Below are 19788 nucleotides of genomic sequence, written 5' to 3' on the forward strand. Positions count from 1 at the left end.
CCTCCACCCCCGCCAGCAAACCCGCCCGCACGGACTCCGGCGCGCGCGACGCCCGGATCGACTGCCGCGCCAGCTCCGCCAGCTCCGCATCCGTGAAGCCGTGATGCTCGCGCGCCAGCGCGTACTGCGCCGCGAGGCGGGAGCCGAAGAGGAGCGGGTCGTCGGCGCCCAGCGCTATGGGGACGCCCGCTTCGAAGAGCGTGCGCAGCGGCACGTCGGACGGCTTCTCGTAGACGCCCAGGGCCACGTTCGAGGACGGGCACACCTCGCAGGTCACCTGCCGTTCCGCGAGCTTGCGCAGCAGCTTCGCGTCCTCCGCCGCGCGGACGCCGTGCCCGACGCGGGCCGCGCGCAGGTCGTCCAGGCAGTCGCGGACGCTGCTGGGGCCGGAGAGCTCGCCGCCGTGCGGTACGGCGGCGAGGCCACCCTCCCGGGCGATGTCGAAGGCGCGGTCGAAGTCCCGGGCGAGCCCGCGCCGCTCGTCGTTGGAGAGGCCGAAGCCGACGACGCCCCGGTCCGCGTAGCGCACGGCGAGCCGGGCCAGGGTGCGGGCGTCCAGGGGGTGCTTCATGCGGTTGGCGGCGACGACGACCCGCATGCCCAGCCCGGTGTCCCGGGAGGCCGTCTCCACGGCGTCCAGGATGATCTCCAGGGCGGGGATGAGACCGCCCAGCCGGGGCGCGTACGACGTCGGGTCGACCTGGATCTCCAGCCAGCCGGAGCCGTCGCGGACGTCCTCCTCGGCGGCCTCGCGCACGAGTCGCCGGATGTCCTCGGGGGAGCGCAGGCAGGAGCGGGCGATGTCGTAGAGCCGCTGGAAGCGGAACCAGCCGCGCTCGTCCGTGGCCCGCAACTGGGGGGGCTCCCCGCCGCTCAGCGCGTCGGGCAGGTGGACCCCGTACTTGTCGGCGAGCTCCAGCAGGGTCGACGGCCGCATGGACCCGGTGAAGTGCAGATGCAGATGGGCCTTCGGCAGCCGCTGGATGTCACGAACCGTCTCCACGAACTCTCCGTTACCGATAGACTTCGCTCCGTGCCGCGAGGTGCCGGGCAGGGCTTGTCCGTCATGAAAGCTGTTGCGACAGCCAAATGAGAAGCCCCCTAGGGGGAGGAGTCACTGGCAGATCCTGCCGCAGGGATCTCCATGCAGGCAGCCGAATTCCCTCGATGGGGGCTCGCCTGAACGCACAAGCGGGCCCCCGGCCGCAGCCGGGAGCCCGCTTGTGGTAGCGCGCCGTCTCAGTCCCGCGCTTCGGCCAGCAGCTTCTGGACGCGCGAGATGCCCTCGACCAGGTCCTCGTCGCCCAGCGCGTACGACAGGCGCAGGTAGCCCGGCGTGCCGAAGGCCTCGCCCGGGACGACCGCGACCTCGACCTCGTCGAGGATCAGGGCGGCCAGCTCGACGGAGGTCGCCGGCCGCCGGCCGCGGATCTCCTTGCCGAGCAGCTCCTTGACCGACGGGTAGGCGTAGAACGCGCCCTCCGGCTCCGGGCAGAACACGCCGTCGATCTCGTTGAGCATGCGCACGATCGTGCGACGGCGGCGGTCGAAGGCGACCTTCATCTCCTCGACGGCCTCCAGGCTGCCGGAGACGGCGGCCAGCGCGGCGGCCTGCGCGACGTTGGAGACGTTGGACGTGGCGTGCGACTGGAGGTTGGTCGCGGCCTTCACGACGTCCTTCGGGCCGATGATCCAGCCCACGCGCCAGCCCGTCATGGCGTACGTCTTGGCGACGCCGTTGACGACGATGCACTTGTCGCGCAGCTCCGGCACGACGACCGGCAGCGAGGAGAACTCCGCGTCGCCGTAGACCAGGTGCTCGTAGATCTCGTCGGTCAGCACCCACAGGCCGTGCTCGGCGGCCCAGCGGCCGATCTCCTCGACCTGCTCACGGCTGTAGACCGCGCCGGTGGGGTTCGAGGGGGAGACGAAGAGCAGGACCTTGGTCCGCTCGGTGCGGGCCGCCTCCAGCTGCTCGACGGAGACGCGGTAGTTCGTCGTCTCGTCCGCGACGACCTCCACCGGCACGCCGCCCGCGAGGCGGATCGACTCCGGGTAGGTGGTCCAGTACGGGGCGGGCACGATGACCTCGTCGCCCGGGTCGAGGATCGCGGCGAACGCCTCGTAGATCGCCTGCTTGCCGCCGTTGGTCACCAGCACCTGGGAGGCGTCGACCTCGTAGCCGGAGTCGCGCAGCGTCTTGGCGGCGATCGCGGTCTTCAGCTCGGGGAGGCCGCCGGCGGGCGTGTAGCGGTGGAAGCGCGGGTTGCGGCACGCCTCGACCGCGGCCTCGACGATGTAGCCGGGCGTGGGGAAGTCCGGCTCGCCCGCGCCGAAGCCGATCACCGGGCGCCCGGCGGCCTTGAGGGCCTTGGCCTTGGCGTCCACGGCGAGCGTGGCGGACTCGGAGATCGAACCGATCCGGGCGGACACCCGGCGCTCGGTGGGGGACTGGACGGGGGGCTCGGAAGGAGTCGCAGCGGTCATGCAGGCATCGTCCCAGACACGGGACGAACGGGGCACATGAGTTGCGTACGGCGGCTGTTCCGGGCGGGGTGCGGACGGGGCGCGGGTGGCGCTGTTCGACGTCGGCCCGCGGAGCACGTACACTCAACCGTCGTTGGCCCTCGACGGCGCAACCGGCACACGCACTCCGTGCGTACGGCCGGATGCGGTAGGTTGGGGGGAACCACAAAGGGTCGTAGCTCAATTGGTAGAGCACTGGTCTCCAAAACCAGCGGTTGGGGGTTCAAGTCCCTTCGGCCCTGCTACACGCATCGTTTCCAGGGTGCGTGCATATGCGTACGTACTGAAATGCACAGCCGTGCGGCTCACCCGGGCGCGGCACGGCTCACGACCCGGATTCAGGTGAGGACGTAGTGACGGAAGCCCTTGGCTCCACCGCGACGCCTGAGAGCGGTCGTCCCGAGGACGAGGTGGCGCGTCAGAAGGGCCGCCGCGGCGGGAAGCGCGGGAAGAAGGGCCCTCTGGGCCGCCTCGCGCTCTTCTACCGTCAGATCGTCGCCGAGCTCCGCAAGGTCGTCTGGCCCACTCGTGGCCAGCTCTCCACGTACACCACCGTGGTGATCGCCTTTGTCGTCGTCGTCATCGGCCTGGTCACCGTGATTGACTATGGGTTCTCCCAAGCCGTCAAGTACGTCTTCGGCTGAACCCGCGCGTAAGGCGGCTCCCCTGGGGAGTCCGCCTCTATCGCACGTTCCACCCCTTGAAGCCAGGAAGAAGCAGCCACGTGTCTGACCCGAACCTGAACGACGCCGCCGACTCCGTCGAGGCGACTGAGGCCGACGTGGACGCGGCTGTTTCCGCCGAGGTCGAGGGCGACGACACCGCGCAGGAGATCGTCGAGAACGCCGACGGCATCGACGAGCTCGACGCCGAGGACGCCACCGCTGGCGAGCCCGCCGAGCAGGCCGCGCTCCACGTCGAGGGCGACGCCGAGTCCGAGGCCGCCGCCGCGGTCGAGGCCGACGAGGTGCCCGCCGAGGAGCCGGCCGCGATCGACCCGGTCGCCGCGCTCCGCGAGGAGCTCCGTGGTCTGCCGGGCGAGTGGTACGTCATCCACACCTACGCGGGTTACGAGAACCGCGTGAAGACCAACCTCGAGCAGCGCGCCGTCTCGCTCAACGTCGAGGACTACATCTTCCAGGCCGAGGTGCCGCAGGAAGAGGTCGTCCAGATCAAGAACGGCGACCGCAAGACCATCAAGCAGAACAAGCTCCCCGGCTACGTGCTGGTGCGCATGGACCTGACGAACGAGTCCTGGGGCGTCGTCCGCAACACCCCGGGTGTCACCGGCTTCGTCGGCAACGCCTACGACCCGTACCCGCTGACCCTGGACGAGATCGTCAAGATGCTCGCCCCGGAGGCCGAGGAGAAGGCCGCCCGCGAGGCCGCCGAGGCCGAGGGCAAGCCCGCCCCGCAGCGCAAGGTCGAGGTCCAGGTGCTGGACTTCGAGGTGGGCGACTCGGTCACCGTCACCGACGGCCCGTTCGCGACGCTCCAGGCGACGATCAACGAGATCAACGCCGACTCGAAGAAGGTCAAGGGCCTCGTCGAGATCTTCGGTCGCGAGACCCCGGTCGAGCTGAGCTTCGACCAGATCCAGAAGAACTAGTCCCGCACTGGTTCCAGAACCACCCGAGAGGCCAGACCGGAACCCGGTCTGGCCTCTCGGTTTTTGGCTGCGGCACGTTACCCGTTATCGTGGTGCGGTATGCCTGCGCGCACTGTGCGCTTGGCAAAAACACTCTCACTAGGACCCGGAGAGAGCAATGCCTCCCAAGAAGAAGAAGGTCACGGGGCTTATCAAGCTCCAGATCAGCGCCGGTGCCGCGAACCCGGCTCCGCCGGTCGGCCCCGCGCTGGGTCAGCACGGCGTCAACATCATGGAGTTCTGCAAGGCCTACAACGCCGCGACCGAGTCGCAGCGTGGCATGGTCGTGCCGGTGGAGATCACGGTCTACGAGGACCGTTCCTTCACCTTCGTGACCAAGACTCCGCCGGCCGCGAAGCTGATCCTCAAGGCTGCGGGCGTGGAGAAGGGCTCCGGCGAGCCGCACAAGACCAAGGTCGCCAAGATCACCGAGGCGCAGGTCCGCGAGATCGCCACCACCAAGATGCCCGACCTGAACGCCAACGACCTGGACGCCGCGTCGAAGATCATCGCCGGCACCGCCCGTTCCATGGGCATCACGGTCGAGGGCTGACACTCCCCTCGCAGTACCCGTGGGAGGGCCGGCGCTGGCCCGCACCACGAACTCCATAACCACTGAGGAGCACCAGTGAAGCGCAGCAAGACTCTCCGCGCTGCGGACGCCAAGCTCGAGGCGGAGCGCCTGTACGCCCCGCTCGAGGCCGTCCGTCTCGCCAAGGAGACCTCCAGCACCAAGTTCGACGGCACCGTCGAGGTCGCCATGCGTCTGGGCGTCGACCCGCGCAAGGCCGACCAGATGGTCCGTGGCACCGTGAACCTTCCGCACGGCACCGGTAAGACCGCCCGGGTCCTGGTCTTCGCGACCGGCGACCGTGCCGAGGCCGCGCGTGCCGCGGGCGCCGACATCGTCGGTGCCGACGAGCTGATCGACGAGGTCGCGAAGGGCCGTCTGGACTTCGACTCCGTCGTCGCCACCCCGGACCTCATGGGCAAGGTCGGCCGCCTCGGCCGCGTCCTCGGCCCCCGTGGTCTGATGCCGAACCCGAAGACCGGCACGGTCACCCCGGACGTGGCGAAGGCTGTCACGGAGATCAAGGGCGGCAAGATCGAGTTCCGCGTCGACAAGCACTCGAACCTGCACTTCATCATCGGCAAGGTCTCCTTCGACGAGACCAAGCTGGTGGAGAACTACGCCGCGGCGCTCGAGGAGATCACGCGTCTCAAGCCGTCGGCCGCCAAGGGCCGCTACATCAAGAAGACCACCGTCACCACGACGATGGGCCCCGGCATCCCGGTCGACCCGAACCGCACCCGCAACCTCCTCGTCGAGGACGAGACGGTCTGAATCTGACCGCTCGGAGCGCGTAGCGCGTCGATCCAAGGGCCGGGCCCCGCACCTCTCAGGAGGCGCGGGGCCCGGCCTTTTCGTGTGCTCCCGCAATTGATGTGCTTATTCGATGGGGGAGCGTCAGTGCGAAGGTCTACGATCCTGATGATCGCCATGTCATGACCACATATGGCGGCTGATGTCGTATTTCCAGGATCTTGGGGGAGACCATGCGTTCGACCTACCGCTCCACGGCGGGTGCCCTGCTCTCCGTGGCGCTGCTGTGCGGCACCGCGGCCTGCTCCGGCGGCGGTGAGAGCAAGGCGGGCCCGGCGGCGAAGGGCAGTGCCTCCCAGGCGCCCCAGAAGGCCGCCGACGCGACGGCCGCGGCCGCGGTCAAGCGCGCCGCGCGCAAGAGCGAGGAGATCACCTCGCTGTCGTACAGCATGAGCGGCAAGATGCCCGGGACCGGGGACGTCGACGGAACGGCCGCCATCCGCATGAACCCGCAGGCCATGCAGATGAAGATGAAGATCAAGGGCGCCACGGCCGAGGGCAGCGGCCAGATGGAGATGCGCGTCGTCGACGGCGCCCTCTACATGCGGGGGTCCGACGAGACCATGGGCGGCGACGCCAAGTGGATCAAGTTCGACATGGGCGCCATGCAGGCCGCGGGCGGGGCGGACGGCAAGGGGAAGGTCGGCAGCCAGCCGAGCAATCCGGCGGACGAGGCCAGCGGCATGGGCTCCGCCAAGGACGTCACCAAGGTGGGCGAGGAGACGATCGACGGGGTGAAGACCACCCACTACACCGGCACCGTCACCCTCGGCCAGCTGCGCCAGGAACTCCAGAGCAAGCCCGCCGACGTGCGGGAACGCCAGGAGAAGAACCTCGCGGAGTACGAGAAGATGGGCGCCGACAAGATCCAGATCGACATGTGGGTCGACGGCGAGGACCACGGCAAGCAGGTCCGCACCCGCTCCGCCACGCGCAAGGGCCAGCTCGACATGACCATGAAGTTCCTCGACGTGAACAAGCCGGTCACCGTCGAGACCCCGCCCGCCTCCGAGGTCACGGACCTGGCCGAACTGGCCAAGAAGATGAAGGACCTCCAGGACGCAAAGGGCCCGGGCAGCGCCGCCTAGCCCCGTAAGGGCCGTGCCCCGAAGGGGCGCGGGGAACTGCGCGACCGGCCCAGTACGGCCCGCAGACGCCTGCCGGGCTTAAGAGGCACCCCGGTAGGCGCACCCCAACCACGCACGGAACCCCGATTTGCTTTCCGCCGGACGCGTCCCGTACCTTGTTCCGGAAGCCAAAGACCGCTGGTCGTTGCTGTGCCTTCATCCTGAAGGCGTGGTGGCCGAAGGATCCGCTAGCTGCGGGCGACCTGCGCAGGTGATTCAGGAGTCGACTCCCGTGAGGGCCTTGAGGTCCGAGCGGTCGAGGTACGCCCCGAGCGCCTGCGCCGGGGCGTTTCGTTTTGCCCAGGTCCCTTCGCGTAGCGGTCCGAATCACCCGGAAGGAGGCCGAGGCTCATGGCGACGTCCGCCAAGGCCGCCGCGGTTGCCGAGCTCACGGACAAGTTCCGCAGCTCCAACGCCGCTGTGCTGACCGAGTACCGCGGTCTCACCGTGGCGCAGCTCAAGACGCTGCGCCGTTCGCTCGGTGAGAACGCGCAGTACGCCGTGGTGAAGAACACGCTGACCCAGATCGCCGCCCGTGAGGCCGGGATCACGCTGGAGGACGGGCTTTTCGCCGGTCCGACGGCCGTTGCCTTCGTCACCGGTGACCCGGTGGAGTCGGCGAAGGGTCTTCGTGACTTCGCCAAGGAGAACCCGAATCTCATCATCAAGGGCGGTGTCCTTGATGGCAAGGCGCTGTCCGCCGATGAGATCAAGAAGCTTGCGGACCTCGAGTCCCGCGAGGTTCTGCTCAGCAAGCTGGCCGGTGCCATGAAGGGCAAGCAGTCCCAGGCTGCCTCGCTCTTCCAGGCGCTGCCGACGAAGCTCGTCCGCACCGCGGACGCGCTGCGCGCCAAGCTCGCCGAGCAGGGCGGTGCCGAGTAATTCGGCTCGCGCATTGACCGGAGCCATCCGGCACCGGTCGTAGCGGGCCGTATTCGAAAGAACTGCCGTTGAGGCAGACGCCCGCCGACATGTACATCCCGGCACCTGCCGATTTAGTGGAAGGACCCGCCATCATGGCGAAGCTGACCCAGGACGAGCTGCTCGCGCAGTTCGAGGAGATGACCCTCATCGAGCTCGCGGGCTTCGTGGCCGCGTTCGAGGAGAAGTTCGACGTCACCGCCGCCGCCGCCGCGCCGGTCATGGTCGCCGGTGCCGCTGGTGGCGCCGCCGCCGCCGAGGTCGAGGAGAAGGACGAGTTCGACGTCATCCTCACCGCCGCCGGTGACAAGAAGATCCAGGTCATCAAGGTCGTCCGTGAGCTGACCTCCCTCGGCCTGAAGGAGGCCAAGGACCTGGTCGACGGCACCCCGAAGCCGGTCCTGGAGAAGGTTGCCAAGGACGCCGCGGAGAAGGCCGCCGAGGCCCTCAAGGGCGCCGGCGCCTCCGTCGAGGTCAAGTGACCCACGGAGTCGTACGACTCCTCCCCACGTGACCGGGCACTCCCCGGGAACGTGTAAGTTTCAAGGGCGATCACCCATGCGGGTGGTCGCCCTTGGGCGTTCCCGCGACGGTTGCCTTGCCCTGGCGGCGGGGACGAGTATGGTGATCTTCGTTGTCCGTCGGGAGGTTCCCGGTGGGCGCCCCGGGGCAGCGCGCCGCAAGGGGTGCCGACGGCCCGTACCGGCGCCACGGGAGGCGTCCGGGGGCCGAGGGGCCTTGACGAACGGCACGTCGCGCGCAATTCTCAGGACGCGTCGCCACATCGATCCGCAGTACGAGGCATGGATCGCAGGCGAAGAGGGAAGCCTTGCTCCAGGCATGAGGAACAACAGGATCCCGGAGGGAGAGATTGGTATCGCACCGGTCTCCGGAAATCCGCTCTGGACATCAGTGGGCCAAGTGGCTACACTGACCCTTTGCGCTGCCTGTTAGCTGCTCCCTGCCCGTCACCAGGGGCATGCCCACTGTCGAGCACCCTCGATGGAAACCCGCTGAGCTGGGATTTCTCTCGTATGCACGCCAAGTGGGGCCGGTACGCGCGTAGTGAGTCCGAGCCCTCGGAAGGACCCCCTCTTGGCCGCCTCGCGCAACGCCTCGACTGCCAATACGAACACCGGCGCCAGCACCGCCCCGCTGCGCATCTCTTTTGCGAAGATCAAGGAGCCCCTCGAGGTTCCGAACCTCCTTGCGCTGCAGACCGAGAGCTTCGATTGGCTGCTCGGCAATGCCGCCTGGAAGGCTCGCGTCGAGGCTGCGCTGGAAAGCGGTCAGGACGTCCCCACCAAGTCCGGTCTGGAGGAGATCTTCGAAGAGATCTCCCCGATCGAGGACTTCTCCGGGTCGATGTCCCTGACCTTCCGCGATCACCGCTTCGAGCCGCCGAAGAACTCGATCGACGAGTGCAAGGAGCGCGACTTCACGTACGCGGCCCCGCTCTTCGTCACGGCCGAGTTCACCAACAACGAGACCGGTGAGATCAAGTCCCAGACGGTCTTCATGGGCGACTTCCCGCTCATGACGCCCAAGGGCACCTTCTGCATCAACGGCACCGAGCGTGTCGTCGTCTCGCAGCTGGTCCGCTCGCCCGGTGTCTACTTCGACTCCTCCATCGACAAGACGTCCGACAAGGACATCTTCACGGCCAAGATCATCCCGTCCCGGGGTGCCTGGCTGGAGATGGAGATCGACAAGCGCGACATGGTCGGTGTGCGCATCGACCGCAAGCGCAAGCAGTCCGTGACCGTCCTGCTCAAGGCTCTCGGTTGGACGACCGAGCAGATCCTCGAGGAGTTCGGCGAGTACGAGTCGATGCGCGCCACCCTGGAGAAGGACCACACCCAGGGCCAGGACGACGCGCTGCTGGACATCTACCGCAAGCTGCGTCCGGGCGAGCCGCCGACCCGTGAGGCCGCGCAGACGCTGCTCGAGAACCTCTACTTCAACCCGAAGCGCTACGACCTCGCCAAGGTCGGCCGCTACAAGGTCAACAAGAAGCTGGGCGCCGACGCCCCGCTCGACGCCGGTGTGCTGACCGTCGACGATGTCATCGCGACGATCAAGTACCTGGTGAAGCTGCACGCCGGTGAGCAGGACACGCTCGGCGAGAACGGCACCTCGATCGTCGTCGAGACCGACGACATCGACCACTTCGGCAACCGTCGTCTGCGCAACGTCGGCGAGCTCATCCAGAACCAGGTCCGCACGGGTCTGGCTCGTATGGAGCGCGTCGTGCGCGAGCGCATGACCACCCAGGACGTCGAGGCGATCACGCCGCAGACCCTGATCAACATCCGGCCGGTCGTCGCCTCCATCAAGGAGTTCTTCGGCACCAGCCAGCTGTCCCAGTTCATGGACCAGACGAACCCGCTGTCGGGCCTGACCCACAAGCGCCGTCTGTCCGCGCTGGGCCCCGGTGGTCTCTCCCGTGAGCGGGCCGGCTTCGAGGTCCGAGACGTCCACCCGTCGCACTACGGCCGCATGTGCCCGATCGAGACGCCCGAAGGCCCGAACATCGGTCTGATCGGTTCGCTCGCCTCGTACGGCCGCGTCAACGCGTTCGGTTTCGTCGAGACCCCGTACCGCAAGGTCGTCGACGGCCAGGTCACCGACGAGGTGAACTACCTGACTGCCGACGAGGAAGACCGCTTCGTCATCGCGCAGGCGAACGCCCCCCTCACCGAGGACCTGCGCTACGCCGAGTCCCGCGTCCTGGTCCGTCGCCGCGGCGGCGAGGTCGACTACGTCGACCCGTCCGAGGTCGACTACATGGACGTCTCGCCGCGCCAGATGGTGTCGGTCGCGACCGCCATGATCCCGTTCCTCGAGCACGACGACGCCAACCGCGCGCTCATGGGATCGAACATGATGCGCCAGGCCGTTCCGCTGATCAAGGCGGAGGCCCCGCTGGTCGGCACCGGCATGGAGTACCGCTGCGCGGTCGACGCCGGTGACGTCATCAAGGCGGAGAAGGACGGTGTCGTCCAGGAGGTCTCCGCCGACTACGTGACGGTGGCCAACGACGACGGCACGTACAACACGTACCGCGTCGCCAAGTTCTCCCGCTCCAACCAGGGCACGTCCTTCAACCAGAAGGTCGTCGTCGACGAGGGCGCCCGCGTCATCGCCGGCCAGGTGCTCGCCGACGGTCCGTCCACGGACGAGGGCGAGATGGCCCTGGGCAAGAACCTGCTCGTGGCGTTCATGCCGTGGGAGGGTCACAACTACGAGGACGCGATCATCCTGTCGCAGCGCCTCGTCCAGGACGACGTCCTCTCCTCGATCCACATCGAGGAGCACGAGGTCGACGCCCGTGACACCAAGCTGGGCCCCGAGGAGATCACCCGGGACATCCCGAACGTCTCCGAGGAGGTCCTCGCCGACCTCGACGAGCGCGGCATCATCCGCATCGGTGCCGAGGTCGTCGCCGGCGACATCCTGGTCGGCAAGGTCACCCCGAAGGGTGAGACCGAGCTGACCCCGGAGGAGCGCCTGCTCCGCGCGATCTTCGGTGAGAAGGCCCGTGAGGTCCGTGACACCTCGCTGAAGGTCCCGCACGGCGAGATCGGCAAGGTCATCGGCGTCCGCGTCTTCGACCGCGAGGAGGGCGACGAGCTGCCCCCGGGCGTGAACCAGCTGGTCCGCGTCTACGTCGCGCAGAAGCGCAAGATCACCGACGGTGACAAGCTCGCCGGCCGCCACGGCAACAAGGGTGTCATCTCCAAGATCCTTCCGGTCGAGGACATGCCGTTCCTCGAGGACGGCACCCCGGTCGACATCATCCTCAACCCGCTCGGTGTCCCGTCCCGAATGAACCCGGGACAGGTCCTCGAGATCCACCTCGGCTGGCTCGCCAGCCGCGGCTGGAAGGTCGAGGGCGACGAGGAGTGGATGAAGCGACTCCAGGCCATCGGCGCCGACGACGTCGCGCCGGGCACCAACGTCGCGACCCCGGTCTTCGACGGCGCCCGCGAGGACGAGATCGCCGGTCTCTTCGAGTCCACGATCCCGAACCGCGACGGCGAGCGCATGGTGCTCCCCTCCGGCAAGGCCCGGATGTTCGACGGCCGCTCCGGCGAGCCGTTCCCGGACCCGATCTCGGTCGGGTACATGTACATCCTCAAGCTCCACCACCTGGTCGACGACAAGCTGCACGCCCGGTCGACCGGTCCGTACTCGATGATCACCCAGCAGCCGCTGGGTGGTAAGGCTCAGTTCGGTGGCCAGCGCTTCGGTGAGATGGAGGTGTGGGCCCTCGAGGCCTACGGCGCCGCGTACGCCCTCCAGGAGCTGCTGACCATCAAGTCCGACGACGTCACCGGCCGCGTGAAGGTCTACGAGGCCATCGTCAAGGGCGAGAACATCCCCGAGCCCGGCATTCCCGAGTCCTTCAAGGTGCTCATCAAGGAAATGCAGTCCCTGTGCCTCAACGTGGAGGTGCTGTCCTCGGACGGCATGTCCATCGAGATGCGCGACACCGACGAGGACGTCTTCCGCGCTGCGGAAGAGCTCGGTATCGACCTGTCCCGGCGCGAGCCGAGCAGCGTCGAAGAGGTCTGACGGGTCTGACGGGGGGCTCACCACGAGCCCCCCGTCGTCCCCGGACCCCTCAGACCACTGATGTAGAGCCCATAAATCGCTAACGCGAGGGGCACGACCCTGAAAGAGGGATTGACGAACAGTGCTCGACGTCAACTTCTTCGACGAGCTGCGGATCGGCCTGGCGACCGCGGACGACATCCGGACCTGGTCCCACGGCGAGGTCAAGAAGCCGGAGACCATCAACTACCGCACCCTGAAGCCGGAAAAGGACGGACTCTTCTGCGAGAAGATCTTCGGCCCCACCCGGGACTGGGAGTGCTACTGCGGCAAGTACAAGCGTGTCCGCTTCAAGGGCATCATCTGTGAGCGCTGTGGCGTCGAGGTCACGCGCGCCAAGGTGCGCCGCGAGCGGATGGGCCACATCGAGCTCGCCGCCCCCGTCACCCACATCTGGTACTTCAAGGGCGTTCCGTCGCGGCTGGGCTACCTGCTCGACCTCGCCCCGAAGGACCTCGAGAAGGTCATCTACTTCGCCGCCTACATGATCACGTGGGTGGACGAGGAGCGCCGCACGCGCGACCTGCCCTCGCTGGAGGCCCACGTCTCCGTCGAGCGCCAGCAGATCGAGCAGCGCCGTGACTCCGACCTGGAGGCCCGCGCCAAGAAGCTCGAGGCCGACCTGGCCGAGCTGGAGGCCGAGGGCGCCAAGGCCGACGTGCGCCGCAAGGTGCGCGAGGGCGCCGAGCGCGAGATGAAGCAGCTGCGCGACCGCGCCCAGCGCGAGATCGACCGCCTCGACGAGGTCTGGAGCCGCTTCAAGAACCTCAAGGTCCAGGACCTCGAGGGCGACGAGCTGCTCTACCGCGAGCTGCGCGACCGCTTCGGCACCTACTTCATGGGTGCGATGGGCGCCGCGGCGCTGCAGAAGCGCCTGGAGTCCTTCGACCTGGAGGAGGAGGCCGAGCGCCTCCGCGAGATCATCCGCACCGGCAAGGGCCAGAAGAAGACCCGTGCGCTCAAGCGCCTCAAGGTCGTCTCCGCCTTCCTGCAGACCCGCAACAGCCCCAGCGGCATGGTGCTGGACTGCATCCCGGTGATCCCGCCGGACCTGCGTCCGATGGTGCAGCTGGACGGTGGCCGCTTCGCGACCTCCGACCTGAACGACCTGTACCGCCGCGTCATCAACCGCAACAACCGCCTCAAGCGACTCCTTGACCTCGGTGCCCCCGAGATCATCGTGAACAACGAGAAGCGCATGCTTCAGGAGGCCGTCGACGCGCTCTTCGACAACGGCCGTCGTGGTCGCCCGGTCACGGGCCCCGGCAACCGTCCGCTGAAGTCGCTGTCCGACATGCTCAAGGGCAAGCAGGGTCGCTTCCGTCAGAACCTGCTCGGCAAGCGAGTCGACTACTCGGCGCGTTCCGTCATCGTCGTCGGTCCGCAGCTGAAGCTGCACCAGTGCGGTCTGCCCAAGGCCATGGCGCTGGAGCTCTTCAAGCCGTTCGTGATGAAGCGCCTGGTCGACCTGAACCACGCGCAGAACATCAAGTCGGCCAAGCGCATGGTCGAGCGCGGCCGCACCGTGGTGTACGACGTCCTCGAAGAGGTCATCGCCGAGCACCCGGTGCTGCTGAACCGTGCGCCCACGCTGCACCGCCTCGGCATCCAGGCCTTCGAGCCGCAGCTGGTCGAGGGCAAGGCCATCCAGATCCACCCGCTCGTCTGCACCGCGTTCAACGCGGACTTCGACGGTGACCAGATGGCCGTCCACCTGCCGCTCTCCGCGGAGGCGCAGGCCGAGGCCCGCATCCTGATGCTGTCCTCGAACAACATCCTCAAGCCGGCCGACGGCCGTCCGGTCACCATGCCGACCCAGGACATGGTGCTCGGTCTGTTCTTCCTCACCACCGACGAGGAGGAGCGCAAGGTCATCGGTGAGGGCCGGGCCTTCGGTTCGGTCGCCGAGGCGATCATGGCGTTCGACGCCCGTGAGCTCTCGCTCCAGGCGAAGGTCGACATCCGCTTCCCGATCGGCACCGTCCCGCCGCGCGGCTGGACGCCGCCGGTCGACGAGGAGGACGCCGAGACGACCTGGCAGCAGGGCGACTCGTTCCGTCTGCGCACCACCCTGGGCCGCGCGCTCTTCAACGAGCTGCTGCCCGAGGACTACCCGTTCGTCGACTACTCGGTGGGCAAGAAGCAGCTCGGCGAGATCGTCAACGACCTCGCGGAGCGCTACCCCAAGGTCATCGTGGCGGCGACGCTCGACAACCTGAAGGCGGCCGGCTTCCACTGGGGTACCCGTTCCGGTGTCACCGTCGCCGTCTCCGACATCGTCGTGCCGGAGGCGAAGAAGGCCATCGTCGCGGGCTACGAGGCCCAGGACGAGAAGGTCCAGAAGCAGTACGAGCGCGGTCTGATCACCAAGGACGAGCGCACGCAGGAGCTCATCGCGATCTGGACCAAGGCGACCAACGAGGTCGCCGAGGCGATGAACGAGAACTTCCCCAAGACGAACCCCATCTTCATGATGGTTGACTCGGGTGCCCGAGGAAACATGATGCAGATGAGGCAGATCGCCGGTATGCGTGGTCTGGTGTCGAACGCGAAGAACGAGACCATCCCGCGACCCATTAAGGCGTCGTTCCGTGAGGGTCTCACCGTGCTGGAGTACTTCATCTCCACCCACGGTGCCCGTAAGGGTCTCGCGGACACCGCCCTCCGTACCGCCGACTCGGGTTACCTGACCCGTCGTCTCGTGGACGTCTCGCAGGACGTGATCATCCGCGAGGAGGACTGCGGCACCGAGCGCGGCCTCAAGCTGGCGATCGCGACCAGGGGCGCCGACGGTGTCCTGCGCAAGACCGACGACGTCGAGACGAGCGTCTACGCCCGCATGCTGGCCGAGGACGTCGTCATCGACGGCAAGGTCATCGCGCCGGCCAACGTCGACCTCGGTGACGTGCTCATCGGGCAGCTCGTCGCGCACGGTGTGGAGACGGTCAAGACCCGCTCGGTCCTGACCTGTGAGTCCGCGGTGGGCACCTGTGCCTTCTGCTACGGCCGCTCCCTGGCCACCGGCAAGCTGGTCGACATCGGTGAGGCCGTCGGCATCATCGCGGCCCAGTCCATCGGTGAGCCCGGTACCCAGCTGACGATGCGTACCTTCCACACCGGTGGTGTGGCCGGTGACGACATCACCCAGGGTCTGCCCCGTGTCGTCGAGCTCTTCGAGGCCCGTACGCCCAAGGGTGTCGCCCCGATCTCGGAGGCGGCCGGCCGCGTCCGTATCGAGGAGACCGAGAAGACCAAGAAGATCGTCGTCACCCCGGACGACGGCGCCGAGGAGACGGCGTTCCCGATCTCCAAGCGTGCCCGTCTGCTGGTGTCCGAGGGCGAGCACGTCGAGGTGGGCCAGAAGCTCACCGTGGGTGCCACTAACCCGCACGACGTGCTGCGCATCCTGGGTCAGCGTGCCGTCCAGGTCCACCTGGTCGGCGAGGTCCAGAAGGTCTACAACTCGCAGGGTGTGTCGATCCACGACAAGCACATCGAGATCATCATCCGGCAGATGCTCCGCCGCGTGACGATCATCGAGTCCGGCGACGCCGAGCTGCTGCCGGGCGAGCTCGTGGAGCGCTCGCGCTTCGAGTCCGAGAACCGTCGTGTGGTCACTGAGGGCGGTCACCCCGCCTCCGGCCGTCCGCAGCTGATGGGTATCACCAAGGCCTCGCTGGCGACGGAGTCCTGGCTGTCGGCCGCCTCCTTCCAGGAGACGACCCGAGTCCTGACGGATGCGGCGATCAACGCCAAGTCCGACAGCCTCATCGGCCTCAAGGAGAACGTCATCATCGGTAAGCTCATCCCGGCCGGTACGGGTCTGTCCCGCTACCGCAACATCCGGGTCGAGCCCACCGAGGAGGCCAAGGCCGCGATGTACTCGGCCGTCGGTTACGACGACATCGACTACTCGCCCTTCGGCACCGGCTCCGGCCAGGCGGTCCCGCTGGAGGACTACGACTACGGTCCGTACAACCAGTAAGCCGTACAGCCGTACAGCTCAGCAGGGCGGTCACCCTTCACGGGGTGGCCGCCCTGCGGCGTTTCCGGGCCTCGTGCGCGCGGGCGTGGGGGAGCCGCGTATGTCACAGCTCGGTGTCTCTTACAGGCTGCCCTGCGGCCCTGTCCGGCCCTCCCGTGCAGGGGGTTTCCGGGGCGAAGACCTGGGAGAACGCCCCGCGGTCGGCCGTTGGCGGGCCCGGATGCCGTGCTTGTGCGACCCTGTTATGGGACATATGCCACAGATCAGGGCGTGTCCCGCGTGTGCATTTGTTTTGACCGCAGCCCATGCGCTAGGTAGGCTCTGACCTTGTGCCTGGGGTGTCCCCGGGCTCTCGTGCGTGCCGTCAGACCGTTCGAGAGGCCCGGACCGGCGCAATCCGTGACACCGAAACCCGTGGATCTCCGCCTCCGGCGAGAGCTGCGGGTTCGACACTCCCGACCGCGTGGGTCGGTGATGAGTTCCAGGTTAGTTTTATCGTGATCGGCACACAGAAACCGGAGAAACGGTGCCTACGATCCAGCAGCTGGTCCGAAAGGGCCGGCAGGACAAGGTCGAGAAGAACAAGACGCCCGCACTCGAGGGTTCGCCCCAGCGCCGTGGCGTCTGCACGCGTGTTTTCACGACCACCCCGAAGAAGCCGAACTCGGCGCTCCGTAAGGTCGCGCGTGTGCGTCTGACCTCCGGCATCGAGGTCACCGCTTACATTCCGGGTGAGGGCCACAACCTGCAGGAGCACTCCATCGTGCTCGTCCGCGGTGGCCGTGTGAAGGACCTGCCGGGTGTTCGCTACAAGATCATCCGTGGTTCCCTCGACACGCAGGGCGTCAAGAACCGTAAGCAGGCTCGCAGCCGCTACGGCGCCAAGAAGGAGAAGTAAGAATGCCTCGTAAGGGCCCCGCCCCGAAGCGCCCGGTCATCATCGACCCGGTTTACGGCTCCCCTCTGGTGACGTCGCTGATCAACAAGATCCTCCTGCACGGCAAGCGCTCCACCGCCGAGCGCATCGTGTACGGCGCCATGGAGGGTCTGCGCGAGAAGACCGGCAACGACCCGGTCATCACCCTCAAGCGCGCTCTCGAGAACGTCAAGCCCGCTCTCGAGGTCAAGTCCCGCCGTGTCGGTGGCGCGACCTACCAGGTCCCGGTCGAGGTCAAGCCCGGCCGCGCCTCCACCCTGGCGCTGCGCTGGCTGGTCGGCTACTCCCGCGCCCGTCGCGAGAAGACCATGACCGAGCGCCTCATGAACGAGCTGCTGGACGCCTCGAACGGTCTCGGCGCCTCGGTCAAGAAGCGCGAGGACACGCACAAGATGGCCGAGTCCAACAAGGCCTTCGCGCACTACCGCTGGTAGTCGCAAACCCCATCGAGAACCGAGAGAAGACTGAGCCATATGGCCACCACTTCGCTTGACCTGGCCAAGGTCCGCAACATCGGGATCATGGCCCACATCGACGCGGGCAAGACGACCACCACCGAGCGCATCCTCTTCTACACCGGTGTTTCGTACAAGATCGGTGAGGTCCACGACGGCGCTGCCACGATGGACTGGATGGAGCAGGAGCAGGAGCGCGGCATCACGATCACGTCTGCCGCGACGACCTGCCACTGGCCGCTCGAGGACGTCGATCACACGATCAACATCATCGACACCCCGGGTCACGTCGACTTCACCGTCGAGGTGGAGCGCTCCCTGCGCGTGCTCGACGGTGCCGTGACGGTGTTCGACGGTGTCGCCGGTGTCGAGCCGCAGTCCGAGACGGTGTGGCGTCAGGCCGACCGTTACGGCGTGCCGCGCATCTGCTTCGTCAACAAGCTGGACCGTACCGGTGCCGAGTTCCACCGCTGCGTCGACATGATCGTCGACCGCCTGGGCGCGGTTCCGCTGGTCATGCAGCTGCCGATCGGTGCCGAGGCCAACTTCCAGGGCGTCATCGACCTCGTTCGTATGAAGGCTCTGGTGTGGTCCGCCGAGGCCGCCAAGGGCGAGATGTACGACGTCGTCGACATCCCGGACACCCACGCCGAGGCCGCCGAGGAATGGCGGAACAAGCTCGTCGAGGCCGTGGCCGAGAACGACGACCAGGTCATGGAGCTTTTCCTGGAGGGCACCGAGCCCACCGAGGAGCAGCTCTACGCCGCGATCCGTCGCATCACGCTGAAGTCGGGCAACCCCGACGAGGTCACCGTCACCCCGGTGTTCTGTGGCACCGCGTTCAAGAACAAGGGCGTCCAGCCCCTGCTCGACGCGGTCGTCCGCTACCTGCCGTCGCCGGTCGACATCGAGGCCGTCGAGGGCCACGCGGTCAACAACCCGGACGAGGTCGTGAAGCGCAAGCCGTCGGACGAGGAGCCCCTCGCCGCGCTGGCCTTCAAGATCATGAGCGACCCGCACCTCGGCAAGCTCACCTTCGTGCGCGTCTACTCGGGCCGCCTGGAGTCCGGCACTCAGGTGCAGAACTCCGTCAAGGGCAAGAAGGAGCGCATCGGCAAGATCTACCGCATGCACGCCAACAAGCGTGAGGAGATCGAGTCGGTGGGCGCCGGTGACATCGTCGCCGTCATGGGCCTGAAGCAGACCACCACCGGTGAGACGCTGTGCGACGCGGGCAACCCGGTCATCCTGGAGTCCATGGAGTTCCCCGCTCCGGTCATCCAGGTCGCCATCGAGCCCAAGTCCAAGGGCGACCAGGAGAAGCTGGGTGTCGCCATCCAGCGCCTGGCCGAGGAGGACCCCTCCTTCCAGGTCCACACGGACGAGGAGACGGGCCAGACCATCATCGCGGGTATGGGCGAGCTGCACCTCGAGGTGCTGGTCGACCGTATGAAGCGTGAGTTCAAGGTCGAGGCCAACGTCGGCAAGCCGCAGGTCGCGTACCGCGAGACGATCCGCAAGGCCGTCGAGCGTATCGACTACACGCACAAGAAGCAGACTGGTGGTTCCGGCCAGTTCGCCAAGGTGCAGATCGCGATCGAGCCCCTCGAGGGCGACGGCTACGAGTTCGTCAACTCGGTCACCGGTGGCCGCATCCCGCGGGAGTACATCCCGTCCGTGGACGCGGGTTGCCAGGAGGCCATGGAGTTCGGCGTGCTGGCGGGCTACCCGCTGACCGGCGTCAAGGTGACGCTGCTCGACGGTGCCTTCCACGACGTCGACTCCTCCGAGCTCGCGTTCAAGATCGCCGGTTCCATGGCGTTCAAGGAGGGTGCTCGCAAGGCGTCGCCGGCTCTGCTCGAGCCGATGATGGCCGTCGAGGTCACCACCCCCGAGGACTACATGGGTGACGTGATCGGCGACATCAACTCCCGCCGTGGCCAGATCCAGGCCATGGAGGACCGGTCCGGCGCCAAGGTCGTCAAGGGCCTGGTGCCGCTGTCGGAGATGTTCGGCTACGTCGGCGACCTCCGCAGCAAGACCTCGGGTCGCGCAAGCTACTCGATGCAGTTCGACTCCTACGCCGAGGTTCCGCGGAACGTCGCCGAGGAGATCATCGCGAAGGCCAAGGGCGAGTAACCCACTCCCGTCTCGACGGGCGTGACACACGCCGTAGGCTTGACACCGA

At 67.4% G+C, this 19788-nt stretch carries 14 protein-coding genes and 1 tRNA gene; 13 read left to right on the plus strand and 2 right to left on the minus strand.

Going from position 1 to position 19788, the window contains the following annotated elements; all coding sequences use genetic code 11:
* Together K6I34_RS01225 and K6I34_RS01230 are read right to left on the minus strand one after the other, a co-directional pair.
* A partial coding sequence (locus tag K6I34_RS01225; RefSeq protein ID WP_229322107.1) for an adenosine deaminase occupies positions 1-1003 on the minus strand: 1003 nt, incomplete at its 3' end.
* Between the two features lie 236 nt (positions 1004-1239).
* Positions 1240-2487 (minus strand): pyridoxal phosphate-dependent aminotransferase, encoded by a 1248-nt coding sequence (locus K6I34_RS01230; protein ID WP_229322108.1) that lies wholly within the window; start codon positions 2485-2487, stop codon positions 1240-1242.
* A gap of 208 nt (positions 2488-2695) precedes the next feature.
* On the opposite strand from K6I34_RS01230, the gene K6I34_RS01235 reads away from it, so the two are divergent.
* From K6I34_RS01235 to fusA, 13 genes are all read left to right on the plus strand, one after another.
* Positions 2696-2768: transfer RNA gene (locus K6I34_RS01235), tRNA-Trp, on the plus strand.
* A gap of 111 nt (positions 2769-2879) precedes the next feature.
* Complete coding sequence (secE, locus tag K6I34_RS01240) at positions 2880-3170, plus strand: preprotein translocase subunit SecE (RefSeq protein ID WP_229322109.1); 291 nt, start codon at positions 2880-2882, stop codon at positions 3168-3170.
* A gap of 80 nt (positions 3171-3250) precedes the next feature.
* Positions 3251-4135, plus strand: a complete 885-nt coding sequence (nusG, locus tag K6I34_RS01245; RefSeq protein WP_229322110.1) for a transcription termination/antitermination protein NusG — start codon at positions 3251-3253, stop codon at positions 4133-4135.
* Positions 4136-4292: 157 nt separating this feature from the next.
* Entirely contained in the window at positions 4293-4727 is a 435-nt protein-coding gene (gene rplK / locus K6I34_RS01250; protein WP_128507227.1) for a 50S ribosomal protein L11, read from the plus strand.
* Between the two features lie 75 nt (positions 4728-4802).
* Complete coding sequence (gene rplA, locus K6I34_RS01255) at positions 4803-5519, plus strand: 50S ribosomal protein L1 (protein ID WP_229322111.1); 717 nt, start codon at positions 4803-4805, stop codon at positions 5517-5519.
* 212 nt (positions 5520-5731) lie between these two features.
* Positions 5732-6646, plus strand: coding sequence for a DUF1396 domain-containing protein (locus K6I34_RS01260; protein ID WP_229322112.1), 915 nt, complete (start codon positions 5732-5734; stop codon positions 6644-6646).
* 390 nt (positions 6647-7036) lie between these two features.
* Positions 7037-7567, plus strand: coding sequence for a 50S ribosomal protein L10 (gene rplJ / locus K6I34_RS01265; protein ID WP_121801970.1), 531 nt, complete (start codon positions 7037-7039; stop codon positions 7565-7567).
* 134 nt (positions 7568-7701) lie between these two features.
* On the plus strand, positions 7702-8088 hold the full coding sequence (gene rplL / locus K6I34_RS01270; RefSeq protein ID WP_229322113.1) for a 50S ribosomal protein L7/L12: 387 nt from the start codon (positions 7702-7704) through the stop codon (positions 8086-8088).
* 613 nt (positions 8089-8701) lie between these two features.
* Entirely contained in the window at positions 8702-12184 is a 3483-nt protein-coding gene (gene rpoB, locus K6I34_RS01275; RefSeq protein WP_229322114.1) for a DNA-directed RNA polymerase subunit beta, read from the plus strand.
* Positions 12185-12305: 121 nt separating this feature from the next.
* A complete protein-coding gene (locus tag K6I34_RS01280; RefSeq protein WP_229322115.1) occupies positions 12306-16208 on the plus strand; it encodes a DNA-directed RNA polymerase subunit beta' in 3903 nt (1300 codons plus the stop codon).
* Between the two features lie 526 nt (positions 16209-16734).
* Positions 16735-17106, plus strand: a complete 372-nt coding sequence (gene rpsL, locus K6I34_RS01285) for a 30S ribosomal protein S12 (RefSeq protein ID WP_003948652.1) — start codon at positions 16735-16737, stop codon at positions 17104-17106.
* 2 nt (positions 17107-17108) lie between these two features.
* Positions 17109-17579 (plus strand): 30S ribosomal protein S7, encoded by a 471-nt coding sequence (gene rpsG / locus K6I34_RS01290; RefSeq protein WP_171082751.1) that lies wholly within the window; start codon positions 17109-17111, stop codon positions 17577-17579.
* Positions 17580-17618: 39 nt separating this feature from the next.
* Positions 17619-19739 (plus strand): elongation factor G, encoded by a 2121-nt coding sequence (gene fusA / locus K6I34_RS01295; protein WP_229322116.1) that lies wholly within the window; start codon positions 17619-17621, stop codon positions 19737-19739.
* The last annotated feature ends 49 nt before the right edge of the window (positions 19740-19788 follow it).

The sequence above is a fragment of the Streptomyces sp. UNOC14_S4 genome, assembly GCF_020740835.1.
Lineage (GTDB): Bacteria > Actinomycetota > Actinomycetes > Streptomycetales > Streptomycetaceae > Streptomyces.

Excerpts from the sequence above, each read along its gene's own strand:
- K6I34_RS01230 (WP_229322108.1), bottom strand. The coding sequence starts at position 2,487 with ATGACCGCTGCGACTCCTTCCGAGCCCCCCGTCCAGTCCCCCACCGAG.
- rplK (WP_128507227.1), top strand. The coding sequence starts at position 4,293 with ATGCCTCCCAAGAAGAAGAAGGTCACGGGGCTTATCAAGCTCCAGATC.
- K6I34_RS01260 (WP_229322112.1), top strand. The coding sequence starts at position 5,732 with ATGCGTTCGACCTACCGCTCCACGGCGGGTGCCCTGCTCTCCGTGGCG.
- rplJ (WP_121801970.1), top strand. The coding sequence starts at position 7,037 with ATGGCGACGTCCGCCAAGGCCGCCGCGGTTGCCGAGCTCACGGACAAG.
- rplL (WP_229322113.1), top strand. The coding sequence starts at position 7,702 with ATGGCGAAGCTGACCCAGGACGAGCTGCTCGCGCAGTTCGAGGAGATG.
- rpsG (WP_171082751.1), top strand. The coding sequence starts at position 17,109 with ATGCCTCGTAAGGGCCCCGCCCCGAAGCGCCCGGTCATCATCGACCCG.
- fusA (WP_229322116.1), top strand. The coding sequence starts at position 17,619 with ATGGCCACCACTTCGCTTGACCTGGCCAAGGTCCGCAACATCGGGATC.